Annotated in this window: 10 protein-coding genes; 3 read left to right on the forward strand and 7 right to left on the reverse strand. The window is 71.2% G+C overall.

What is annotated here, in order from left to right:
- Positions 1-37: 37 nt before the first annotated feature.
- Positions 38-1,195: an acyl-CoA dehydrogenase family protein gene (locus ACFXGI_RS29070; RefSeq protein ID WP_384712762.1), complete on the reverse strand. Its 1,158-nt coding sequence runs from the start codon at positions 1,193-1,195 to the stop codon at positions 38-40.
- Positions 1,196-1,389: 194 nt separating this feature from the next.
- On the opposite strand from ACFXGI_RS29070, the gene ACFXGI_RS29075 reads away from it, so the two are divergent.
- The gene (locus ACFXGI_RS29075) at positions 1,390-2,733 is read left to right on the forward strand and encodes a UDP-glucose dehydrogenase family protein (protein ID WP_384712766.1); all 1,344 of its coding nucleotides are present in this window, start codon (positions 1,390-1,392) and stop codon (positions 2,731-2,733) included.
- 30 nt (positions 2,734-2,763) lie between these two features.
- Here ACFXGI_RS29075 and ACFXGI_RS29080 read toward each other — a convergent pair whose 3' ends face one another.
- The 4 genes from ACFXGI_RS29080 to ACFXGI_RS29095 form a co-directional block, all read right to left on the reverse strand.
- The gene (locus tag ACFXGI_RS29080) at positions 2,764-3,918 is read right to left on the reverse strand and encodes a dipeptidase (RefSeq protein WP_384712769.1); all 1,155 of its coding nucleotides are present in this window, start codon (positions 3,916-3,918) and stop codon (positions 2,764-2,766) included.
- A 110-nt stretch (positions 3,919-4,028) separates the two neighbouring features.
- Positions 4,029-5,207, reverse strand: a complete 1,179-nt coding sequence (locus tag ACFXGI_RS29085; RefSeq protein ID WP_384712772.1) for a dipeptidase — start codon at positions 5,205-5,207, stop codon at positions 4,029-4,031.
- On the reverse strand, positions 5,204-5,740 hold the full coding sequence (gene purE, locus ACFXGI_RS29090) for a 5-(carboxyamino)imidazole ribonucleotide mutase (protein ID WP_030865969.1): 537 nt from the start codon (positions 5,738-5,740) through the stop codon (positions 5,204-5,206). Before purE ends, ACFXGI_RS29085 begins: the two co-directional genes overlap by 4 nt.
- Entirely contained in the window at positions 5,737-6,876 is a 1,140-nt protein-coding gene (locus tag ACFXGI_RS29095; RefSeq protein WP_384712775.1) for a 5-(carboxyamino)imidazole ribonucleotide synthase, read from the reverse strand. The genes purE and ACFXGI_RS29095 overlap by 4 nt, the downstream gene beginning before the upstream one ends.
- A 223-nt stretch (positions 6,877-7,099) precedes the next feature.
- Between ACFXGI_RS29095 and ACFXGI_RS29100 the strand changes: the two genes are divergently transcribed.
- Positions 7,100-7,636, forward strand: a complete 537-nt coding sequence (locus ACFXGI_RS29100; protein ID WP_384712778.1) for a GtrA family protein — start codon at positions 7,100-7,102, stop codon at positions 7,634-7,636.
- A gap of 45 nt (positions 7,637-7,681) precedes the next feature.
- On the opposite strand, the gene ACFXGI_RS29105 is transcribed toward ACFXGI_RS29100, so the two are convergent.
- Together ACFXGI_RS29105 and ACFXGI_RS29110 are read right to left on the reverse strand one after the other, a co-directional pair.
- Positions 7,682-8,947: an ATP-binding protein gene (locus ACFXGI_RS29105; RefSeq protein ID WP_030865959.1), complete on the reverse strand. Its 1,266-nt coding sequence runs from the start codon at positions 8,945-8,947 to the stop codon at positions 7,682-7,684.
- A 15-nt stretch (positions 8,948-8,962) separates the two neighbouring features.
- The gene (locus ACFXGI_RS29110; RefSeq protein WP_048479095.1) at positions 8,963-9,640 is read right to left on the reverse strand and encodes a response regulator transcription factor; all 678 of its coding nucleotides are present in this window, start codon (positions 9,638-9,640) and stop codon (positions 8,963-8,965) included.
- 476 nt (positions 9,641-10,116) lie between these two features.
- Between ACFXGI_RS29110 and ACFXGI_RS29115 the strand changes: the two genes are divergently transcribed.
- Entirely contained in the window at positions 10,117-11,634 is a 1,518-nt protein-coding gene (locus ACFXGI_RS29115) for a peptide MFS transporter (protein ID WP_384712781.1), read from the forward strand.
- Positions 11,635-11,683: the final 49 nt, after the last annotated feature.

Consider the following 11,683-nt stretch of genomic DNA (forward strand, 5'->3'; position numbering starts at 1 on the left):
GCCGGGGGCCGTTCTCGGGGCTGCGGGGCAGGCCGGGCTACGGGAGGTTGCGGGCCATCACGATGCGCTGGACCTGGTTCGTGCCCTCGTAGATCTGGGTGATCTTGGCATCGCGCATCATGCGCTCGACCGGGTAGTCGCGGGTGTAGCCGTATCCGCCGAGGAGCTGGACGGCGTCCGTGGTGACCTCCATGGCCGCGTCCGAGGCGAAGCACTTCGCCGCCGCGCCGAGGAAGGTGAGGTCGGCGTCGCCGCGCTCCGAGGCGGCGGCCGCCTGGTAGGTCAGCGCACGGGCGGCGGCGATCTTCATCGCCATGTCCGCGAGCATGAACTGCACGCCCTGGAAGTCGCCGATCGGCTTGCCGAACTGCTTGCGCTCCTGGACGTACCCCTTGGCGTAGTCCAGGGCGCCCTGGGCGATGCCGAGCGCCTGGGCCGCGATGGTGATGCGGGTGTGGTCGAGGGTCTTCATCGCCGTGGCGAAGCCGGTGCCCTCGGCGCCGATCATGCGGTCGGCCGGGATCCGCACGTTGTCGAGGTAGACCTCGCGGGTCGGGGAGCCCTTGATGCCGAGCTTCTTCTCCGGGGCGCCGAAGGAGACGCCCTCGTCACCCTTCTCGACGACGAACGCGCTGATGCCCTTGGAGCGCTTCTCCGGGTCCGTCACGGCCATGACCGTGTAGTACTCGGAGACGCCCGCGTTGGTGATCCAGCGCTTGACGCCGTTGAGGACCCAGAAGTCCCCGTCGCGCACGGCGCGGGTCTTCATGCCCGCCGCGTCCGAGCCCGCGTCGGGCTCGGAGAGGCAGTACGAGAACATGCCGTCGCCCTTGGCCAGCGGGCCGAGGTACTTCTTCTTCAGGTCCTCGGAGCCGGAGAGGATCACCGGGAGCGAGCCGAGCTTGTTCACGGCCGGGATCAGGGAGGAGGACGCGCAGACGCGGGCCACCTCCTCGATCACGATCACGGTGGCCAGCGCGTCCGCGCCGGCGCCGCCGTAGACCTCGGGGACGTGGACGGCGTGCAGGTCGTTGGCGACGAGCGCGTCGTGGGCCTCCTGCGGGAAGCGGGCCTCCTCGTCGACCGCCGCGGCGAACGGCAGGATCTTCGCCTCGGCGAGCGAGCGGACGGACTCGCGGAGCATCTCGTGCTCCTCGGCCGGGCGGTACAGGTCGAAGTCGGCAGAACCCGCCAAGACTCTCACTCCCCAAGTGTGATGCGTGATGCTAACTACCGTTAAGTAACCCAAATCTTAGTGTCCGGCGTCCCGGCAGCGATATGTACGGCGTACGTGAGCTGCGTGACAGCCGGGTCTCCTGGGGAACGTCCCCCCGGACCGGCCCGACTATGCTCAGTGGCCGCAAACGGCCCCGCACCTCTGGAGCATCCATGGCCCCCCTCAGGATCACTGTGATCGGCACCGGCTACCTCGGCGCCACCCACGCCGCGGCGATGGCGGAGCTGGGCTTCGAGGTGCTCGGGCTGGACGTGGTGCCGGAGAAGATCGAGTTGCTGTCCGCGGGCCGGGTGCCGATGTACGAGCCCGGGCTGGAGGATCTCCTCGCCGCGCACGTCGAGGGCCTTCCGGGCTCCACCGGGCGGCTGCGCTTCACGCAGTCCTGGGAGGAGGTCGGCGCCTTCGGCGACGTCCACTTCGTCTGCGTGAACACCCCGCAGAAGCACGGCGAGTACGCCTGCGACATGAGCTACGTCGACTCCGCGATCGAGTCCCTCGCCCCGCACCTGACCCGCCCGGTCCTGGTCGTCGGCAAGTCCACCGTGCCCGTGGGCTCGGCGGAGCGGCTCGCCGCGAAGCTGGCCGAGCTGGCCCCCGCGGGCGACGAGGTCGAGCTGGCGTGGAACCCGGAGTTCCTGCGCGAGGGCTTCGCCGTACAGGACACCCTGCACCCCGACCGGATCGTGATCGGCGTCCACGGCGAGCGCGGCGAGAAGGTGCTGCGCGAGGTGTACGAGACCCCGATGGCCGAGGGCAGCCCGCTGGTGGTGACCGACTTCCCGACGGCCGAGCTCGTCAAGACCGCCGCCAACTCCTTCCTCGCCACCAAGATCTCCTTCATCAACGCGATGGCGGAGGTCTGCGAGGCGGCCGGCGGCGACGTGGTCAAGCTCGCCGAGGCCATCGGCCACGACGACCGCATCGGCAAGAAGTTCCTGCGCGCCGGCATCGGCTTCGGCGGCGGCTGCCTGCCCAAGGATATCCGCGCCTTCATGGCGCGCGCCGGCGAGCTCGGCGCGGACCAGGCGCTGACCTTCCTGCGCGAGGTCGACTCCATCAACATGCGCCGCCGCGGCCACATGGTCGAGCTTGCCCGCGAGGCCGTGGGCGGGTCCTTCCTCGGCAAGCGGGTCGCGGTGCTCGGCGCCACCTTCAAGCCGGACTCCGACGACGTCCGCGACTCCCCCGCGCTGAACGTGGCCGGGCAGATCCACCTCCAGGGCGGCCAGGTCACCGTCTACGACCCGAAGGGCATGGACAACGCCCGCCGCGTCTTCCCGACGCTCGGGTACGCGGACTCGGCGCTGGAGGCGGCCCGCGGCGCGGAGGTCGTCCTGCACCTCACCGAGTGGCGCGAGTTCCGCGACCTCGACCCGGTGGAGCTGGGCGCGGTCGTCACCGACCGCCTGATCCTCGACGGCCGCAACGCCCTGGACACCGACCGCTGGCGCGCGGCCGGCTGGACCTACCGCGCGATGGGCCGCCCGCGCGCGTGAGCCCTGGGCCGCCCGCGCCGCCCCTACGGCTCACGCCGGCCTGCGGTGCTGGGCGGCACGCGCCGTGAATTCCGCGTCGCGCAGCACCCGCTGGGCGTTGCCCCAAGTCAACAGGGCCAGGTCGGTCTCCGACCAGCCCCGGTCCAGCAGTTCCGCGATCAGCCGCGGATAGCCCGAGGGGTCGGTCAGGCCCGCCGGACGGGAAATGCCCGGCTCGGTGCCGAAGGCGGCGCCGAGGCCGACGCAGTGCGGGCCCGCCACGGCCCGTACGTGTTCCACGTGGTCGGCCACCGCGTGCAGGGAGTCCCCGGTCTGCGCGGTGTCGAAGGTGACCATCGCCAGGCCCTGCGCGGCCCGCAGGGCCAGCAGCACCTCGTCGGTGACGTTCCCCGGATGCGGGTTCAGCGCCGCGGCCGCCGTGTGCGAGGCGATCACCGGCGCCTTGGAGGCCCCCGCCAGCTGGCAGGCCACCTCCGGCGTGCAGCCGGTCAGGTCCACGAGCATCGCCAGCCGGTTCATCTCCTTGACCACCTCGTGGCCGAAGGGCGTCAGCTCCTCCCCGGCCCAGGGCGCTCCCGCCGGCGCGAGGACCCGCACGCCCAGCGCGTGGAAGGCGCGCAGCGCGCCCAGCGAGTCGGTCAGCGTACGGCCGGGCACGGGGCCCAGGAACGAGGCGATCCGGCCCCGGTTGCGGGCATCGGCCATGTCGTCGGCGGTCAGCGCGAGGCACAGGCCGTCCGGGTACCGGCGCATCAGGGCGAGCGCCACGTCGATCTGGTCGAGGGTGTCGGACAGCACGCGGTCGGCGGCCCCGGCCCCGCCCGGCAGCAACAGGGACCAGAACTGGGCGCCCACCCCGCCGGCGCGCAGCCGCGGGATGTCGGTGTCGACGCCGCTGTCGGGGGTGTCGATGTCGTGGTACGGGCTCTGGCGCAGAGTCCAGACGAGGGTGTTGTGCCCGTCGGCGACGGGATGCACGGACAGCAGCGCGACGGCCCGTTCCAGCGCAGTGCCCGCCACCGGGGCGGGCGTGTCCTCGGCTCCCGAGGAGCCCGGACCCGCGGGGACCGTGTCGGCGACGGTGTACGCGGTGTGCGCCGCAAAGGCGGTGTGCGGTTCATCCTGCAGGTCGGCCATGGCGTTCGGCTCCGGTCTCGGCGGCAGCAGGGAGAGAGATGCTGCCACGGTGACACGCGGGGCGGCCGGATCGCCCGGCGGATGAGGCGTTCGGGTGTCACCCGCAGGTCACACCCCTCGCCTCGGCCGCCGGGAGAGCCGGCTCCGACCGCCGGCGGCTACAGCACCGCGTTCGAGGGGCCGCGGGACGCCGAGAGCTCGCGCGCCACCGCCTCCGCGTCGCGCAGCGCCCGTACGGCGTTGGACCAGGTCAGCTTGGCCAGGTCGGCCCGCGACCAGCCGCGCGCGAGGAGCTCCGCGATCAGGTTCGGGTAGCCCGCCACGTCGTCCAGCCCGGCCGGGGTGAAGGCCGTGCCGTCGTAGTCCCCGCCGATGCCGATGTGGTCGACGCCGGCCACCTCGCGCATGTGGTCCAGGTGGTCGGCGACCGTGGCGGCCGTGGCCACCGGGCGCGGGCGCCCGGCCTCGAAGGCCCGGTGCAGGGCCATCGCCTCGGGCGTGGTGTCGAGGTGGTGGAAGCCGTGCGCGCGCAGGTTCTCGTCCGCCGCCAGGGTCCACTCGACGGCTGCCGGGAGGATGAACTTCGGCACGAACGTGGCCATCGCGACGCCGCCGTTGGCCGGCAGCAGCTCCAGTACGTCGTCCGGGATGTTGCGCGGGTGCTCGCACACCGCCAGCGAGGACGAGTGCGAGAAGATCACCGGCGCGGCCGAGACGGCGAGCGCGTCACGCATCGTCGTCGCGGCGACGTGCGAGAGGTCGACGAGCATGCCGATGCGGTTCATCTCGCGGACGACCTCGCGGCCGAAGTCGCTCAGACCGCCGTGGCGCGGCTCGTCGGTCGCCGAGTCCGCCCAGTCGATCGTGTCGTTGTGCGTGAGCGTCATGTACCGCACGCCCAGCCGGTGCAGGGCGCGCAGCGTGGCGAGCGAGTTGTTGATGGAGTGGCCGCCCTCGGCGCCCATCAGCGAGGCGATCCGGCCGTCGGCGCGGGCCGCCTCCATGTCGTCGGCCGTCAGTGCCCGTACCAGGTCCGCCGGGTAACGGTCGATCAGCTGGGCGACGGCGTCGATCTGTTCCAGGGTGGCGCTGACCGCCGTGTCGCCCGCGTAGTCGGAGCGCACGTACACCGACCAGAACTGCGCGCCGACCCCGCCGGCGCGCAGCCGGGGGATGTCGGTGTGCAGCCGGCCGCGCTGGTCGCCGGCGATGTCGCGCCGGGCCAGGTCGTAGCGCACCTGCTCGCGCAGCGCCCACGGCAGGTCGTTGTGCCCGTCGACCACCGGGTGCTCGGCGAGCAGCTCCCGCGCCTCGCTCAGGCGCTGCGCGGCGCTCACTTCCCGAATCCGAAGGAGTCGGCGCCCGCGACCTTCGTCCGCAGCCGCTTGCCCTTCTCGGTGGCCTGGTCGTTCAGCTCCTGCTGGAAGTCCTTCATCCGGCCGAGCAGCTCCGGGTCGTGGGCGGCCAGCATCCGTACGGCCAGCAGCCCGGCATTGCGCGCCCCGGCGACGGAGACGGTGGCGACGGGAACCCCGGCGGGCATCTGGACGATCGACAGCAGGGAGTCCATGCCGTCGAGGTACTTCAGCGGCACCGGGACGCCGATGACCGGCAGCGGGGTGACGGAGGCGAGCATGCCGGGCAGGTGGGCGGCGCCGCCGGCCCCGGCGATGATCGCCTTGAGGCCGCGGCCGGCGGCCTGCTCCCCGTACGCGACCATCTCGCGCGGCATGCGGTGCGCCGAGACCACGTCGACCTCGTACGGGATCTCGAACTCGTCGAGGGCCTGGGCGGCGGCCTCCATGACGGGCCAGTCGGAGTCCGAGCCCATGACGATGCCGATGACGGGACCTGCGGTGGAGTTGCTCATGTGGTGATGGTTCCCCTGAGGTAGCCGGCTGCGTGGCGTGCGCGTTCCAGCACATCGTCCAGGTCGTCGCCGTAGGTGTTGACGTGGCCGACCTTGCGGCCGTGTTTCACGTCCTTGCCGTACATGTGGATCTTCAGCTGCGGATCGTGGGCCATGCAGTGCAGGTACGCCGCGTACATGTCGGGGTAGTCCCCGCCGAGCACGTTCGCCATGACCGTCCAGCGGGCCCGGGGGCGCGGGTCGCCCAGGGGGAGGTCCAGGACCGCGCGGACGTGGTTGGCGAACTGGGAGGTGATCGCGCCGTCCTGGGTCCAGTGGCCGCTGTTGTGCGGGCGCATCGCCAGTTCGTTGACGAGGATCCGGCCGTCGGCGGTCTCGAACAGCTCCACGGCCAGGTGGCCGGTCACGCCGAGCTCCTCGGCGATGCGCAGGGCGAGGGCCTGGGCCTCGCCCGCGAGGGCCTCGGAGAGGTTCGGGGCGGGGGCGATCACCGTGTCGCACACGCCGTCGACCTGGACGGACTCGACCACGGGGTAGGCCACGGCCTGGCCGTGCGGGGAGCGGACGATGTTGGCCGCGAGCTCGCGGACGAAGTCGACCTTCTCCTCCGCCAGGACGGGCACGCCCGCCTTGAAGGGCGCCTCGGCGTCCTCGGGGGTGCGGACGAACCACACGCCCTTGCCGTCGTAGCCGCCGCGCACGGTCTTGAGGATGACCGGGAAGCCGCCCACCTCGGCCGCGAAGGCCGCCGCGTCCGCCGGATCGCTCACGATCCTGTGGCGGGGGCTCGGGGCGCCGATCTCGTCGAGCTTGGCACGCATCACCCCCTTGTCGGCGGCGTGCATCAACGCGTCGGGCCCCGGGCGGACGGGGATGCCGTCCGCTTCCAGGGCCCGAAGGTGTCCGATGGGCACGTGCTCGTGGTCGAAAGTGATCACATCGCAGCCGCGCGCGAAGGCGCGCAACGTCTCCAGATCGCGATAGTCGCCGATGACGACGTCGCTCACGACCTGGGCCGCCGAGTCCTGTGGTGTGTCACTGAGGAGCTTGAATCTGATGCCGAGGGGGATACCCGCCTCGTGGGTCATGCGGGCGAGCTGACCGCCGCCGACCATGCCGACTACCGGGAACGTCACCTCTCCAGGGTATCCGCCGGTATTCCGCCATCCGGACGTGACCCTGGCCCGTTCTGGTCGACGCGCGTAGCATTCCCGCCCCTGTGTGCCGTGCGTCGCACGGTGTGCGAAGGCACAGACGGGCCCGTGGGGCGACACTTAGCATGGCCGGGTTGACCGAAGGCGGCAGACGCCTCCGCGGACGCCCCCGAGCGGGGCGGTGACGACAGGACTGATCCATCACATGAGTACGCCGCAGCAGGGTTCCGCGCTCGAACGCGTACGGGGCCTCGCCCGCGAGGTCGCGAAGTTCGGGGCCGTCGGCGGCATCGGTGTACTCGTCAACCTGGGCGTCTTCAACCTGATCCGCCACACGACCGACCTCCAGGTCGTCCGGGCGAGCGTCATAGCCACCGTCGTGGCCATCATCACCAACTACCTGGGCTTCCGGTACTTCACCTACCGCGACCGCGCCCGCACCGGCGGCTCCCGCGAGCTGCCGCTGTTCGTGGCCTTCAGCGTGATCGGCCTGGTGATCGAGAACGGCGTGCTGTACACCGCCACCTACGGGTTCGGCTGGGACGGCCCGCTCGCCACGAACGTGTTCAAGTTCATCGGCATCGGCACGGCCACCGTGTTCCGCTTCTGGTCGTACCGGACGTGGGTCTTCAAGGGCCTGCCGGAACCGGAGTCCGCCGGGGCCCCGCTCCCCGCCTCCGAGGTCTCCTCGCCGCGCGGCCGGGCCGCCGGGAGCCGGGCCCCCGAGCCCGCCCGCAAGTAGCGGCCCGCCCGCGAGGAGCGCGGACCGCGCGGGAGCGCCGCCCGCTCAGCGCACCGTCTGCTCCGGCTCGGGCCGCTCCGGCGCCGTCCGGCTCAGGAACAGCGCGAACACCGGCGGCTGCGTCTGCAGCAGCTCCAGGCGCCCCCCGTCGGCCTCCGCGAGGTCCCGGGCCACCGCCAGCCCGATCCCGGTGGAGTTGCGCCCGCTGATCGCCCGCTCGAAGATCCGGTTGCCGAGGTCCGGAGGGACCCCCGGCCCCTCGTCCGTGACCTCCAGCACCGCCTGGTTCCCGATCACCCGGGTACGCAGCGCGACGGTGCCGCCCCCGTGCATCAGCGCGTTCTCCACGAGGGTCGCCAGCACCTGCGAGACCGCTCCCGGGGTGCCGACGGCCCGCATGCCCGTCTTGCCGGAGCGCACGATGGCCCGCCCCGCGCTGCGGTAGGCCGGCCGCCACTCCTCCACCTGCTGCTTGACGACCTCGTCCAGGTCGAAGGGGACCGCCGAGCCCGTGCGCGGGTCCCGCGAGTTCGTCAGCAGCCGCTCGACCACGTCCGTGAGCCGCTCCACCTGGGTCAGGGCGATCGTCGCCTCTTCCCGTACGGTCTCCAGGTCATCGGTGACCGTGATCTCCTCCAGCCGCATCGACAGCGCCGTGAGCGGGGTGCGCAGCTGGTGCGAGGCGTCCGCGGCCAGCCGCCGCTCGGCGGTCAGCATCCGGCCGATCCGCTCCGCGCTGGAGTCCAGCACGTCCGCGACCCGGTCCAGCTCGGGGACCCCGTACCGCTTGTGCCGGGGCCTCGGGTCGCCCGATCCCAGCCGCTCGGCGGTCTCCGCCAGGTCGGTGAGCGGCGAGGCCAGCCGGTTGGCCTGCCGTACGGCGAGCAGTACGGCCGCCACGACGGCGAGCAGCGCCACCGCTCCGACCACGGCCAGGGTCCGGCCGACCTCCCGGGTCACCGTGGAGCGGGACTCCTCGACGACGACGGTCTCGCCCTGTTCACCCTTGGCGGTGCCGCGGATGACGCTGTCGGGAATCCGGTCGCCGACCTCCACGGGCGGCTGCCCGGGGACGGTGATCCGGGCGTAGCCGCCCATGTCCAGCTGCTCGGCGAGGGCCCGGGCGTCGATGGGCTTGCGCTCCAGGACGCTCGACTCGACCATGCCGACCAGGCGCAGCGCCTCGGACTCGATGCGGTCCTGGGCGCTGCTCGTGATCGTCCGGGTCTCCACGATCACCAGGGAGACCCCGAAGACGGCGATCACGACGAGCACCACGGCGAGCGTGGAGTTGATCAGGCGGCGGCGCATGGCTGCGGGGGCCGCTCAGCTCTTCTCGAAGCGGAAGCCGACCCCGCGGACGGTGGCGATGTAGCGCGGGTTCGCGGCGTCGTCGCCGAGCTTCTTGCGCAGCCAGGAGATGTGCATGTCGAGGGTCTTGGTGGAGGACCACCAGGTGGTGTCCCAGACCTCGCGCATCAGCTGGTCGCGGGTGACGACCCGGCCGGCGTCGCGGACCAGTACCCGGAGCAGGTCGAACTCCTTGGCCGTGAGCTGGAGCTCCTCCTCCCCCATCCACGCGCGGTGCGATTCGACGTCGATCCGCACGCCGTGGGTGGCGGGGGCCTGGGTGGCATCGCCCGCCCCGCGCCGCAGCAGGGCCCGGACCCGGGCCAGCAGCTCGGCGAGGCGGAAGGGCTTGGTCACGTAGTCGTCGGCGCCGGCGTCCAGGCCGACGACCGTGTCGACCTCGTCCGCGCGGGCGGTGAGTACGAGAATGGGGAAGCCGTGGCCCTCGGCGCGCAGCCGGCGGGCGACTTCGAGGCCGTCCATGCCCGGCAGGCCCAGATCCAGGACGACGAGATCGACGCCGCCCTGAAGTCCCGCGTCCAGGGCGGTGGGGCCGTCCTCCCGGACCTCGACCTCGTACCCCTCCCGGCGCAGGGCGCGGGCCAGGGGCTCCGAGATGGATGCGTCGTCCTCGGCGAGCAGTACACGCGTCATGTGGGTGATGGTAGTCCGCGGCAGGTGCGCGCAGGGGCGCGCCTGAAGACCCCTTTCGATCTGGGCTTATGAACTACTAACGGCCTTCGAATGCGATCAAACGGTTCCCCGGAATCCTGTGATCCATATCTCAAGTCCTTCCATATGCCGCAGTGTCCTGTCGTATGGTGGCGAGACGCCTGATGCACTACCCAGGGGACCTTTGTGCCGAAAAGCGAGCCAAAGACCTCAAATTCTGCTCTGGTCGGTTTCATCCGACCCAGATGACAGTGAATGACCTGTGGGCCGGGCCCCGCGTGCGAAAGATTCGCGCCGGGGCGTGGATCCCGGTTACGGACATCCCCTGCCCCCCTCCTTCGAGGACGGGGGCAGACCCCTGGGCGTGGGGTGGGACGTTCGTCGCCGGTGCCGGCCACCCCCCACCGGGCGCTGTTCCGCTCACGAAGCGAAGCGTCCCGACCAAGCAAGGATCGACCATGGCTTCCAGCCTGACGAGGGACTCGGCGGACCCGTCCACCGAGAAGACCTTCTTCGGACACCCCCGTGGCCTGGCCACTCTGTTCATGACCGAGATGTGGGAGCGTTTCTCCTACTACGGCATGCGTGCACTCCTGGTGTACTACCTGGTCTCGGGCGGCGCCGACGCCGCCACGGGCAGCCAGGGTGGCGGTCTGGCCATGACCGCGGCCACCACCACGGCCATCTACTCCGTGTACGTCTCCATGGTCTACCTGATGGCCATGCCGGGCGGCTGGTTCGGTGACCGTGTCTGGGGCGCCCGCAAGACGGTCGCCATCGCCGGCTTCGTGATCATGGCCGGTCACCTCTCCCTGGCCGCCCCCGGCCAGGCGATGTTCTTCGTCGGTCTGATCCTCGTCGCGGCGGGCTCCGGTCTGCTGAAGGCCAACATCTCCACGATGGTCGGTCACCTGTACGACGGCCCGGAGGACCCGCGCCGTGACGGTGGCTTCACGCTCTTCTACATCGGCATCAACCTCGGCGCCTTCGTCGCCCCGCTCGTCGTCGGCACGGTCGGCAAGGAGCACAACTGGCACCTGGGCTTCGCCCTCGCCGCCGTCGGCATGGGCCTGGGTCTGACCCAGTTCCTGCTCGGCACCAAGCACCTGAGCCCGAAGAGCAGCATCGTTCCGAACCCGCTGTCGGCGGAGGAGCGCAAGGCCGTCCTGACCAAGGTCGTCCTCGCGGTCGTGGGCATCGCCGTCTTCTACGGCGCGGTCGTCGCCCTCGGCGCGTACACGCTGAACTGGGCCCTGGTCCCGCTGACCCTCGCCGGTCTGTTCATCCCGATCGCCGTCCTGACCCGCATCAAGCGCGACAAGGACCTGTCGGGCGCCGAGCAGTCGAAGATGACCGCGTACATCTGGTTCTTCATCGCCGCGGCCGTCTTCTGGATGATCTACGACCAGGGTGGCTCCACGCTGTCCCTGTTCGCGGACGACAAGACCGCCGACACCGTCTTCGGCCTCGGCTTCTCGGCCACCTGGTACCAGTCGCTGAACCCGCTGTTCGTGATGGCGCTGGCCCCGGTCTTCGCCTGGCTGTGGGTGTGGCTGGCGCGCAAGAACCAGGAGCCGAACACCATCGTGAAGTTCGCGATGGGCCTGGTCCTGATCGGTGCCTCGTTCTTCGTCTTCATCATCCCGATGAACATGGCGGGCGGCGACGTCAAGGTCTCCCCGATGTGGCTGGTCTCGATCTACATGATCCAGACCATCGGCGAGCTGTGCGTCTCCCCGGTCGGCCTCTCCGTCACCACGAAGATGGCGCCGCAGAAGTACGCCTCCCAGATGATGGGTGTCTGGTTCCTCGCGGTCACCGCCGGTGACTGCATCACCAGCCTCCTCTCCATCGGCGGTGTGGACCTGAACGGCCTGGGCGTGATCGCACTGCAGGCGGCAGCCGCCGTCTTGGCCGGCTTCGCGGTCTACGCGTACCGCAAGAAGGTCCAGGCGCTGATGGGCGACGTGCACTGACGCACCCCCCTCTGACGCACGCGGCGGCCCGGCACACCTCCTGGTGCTG

The organism is Streptomyces sp. NPDC059355, from assembly GCF_042752335.1.
Lineage (GTDB): Bacteria > Actinomycetota > Actinomycetes > Streptomycetales > Streptomycetaceae > Streptomyces.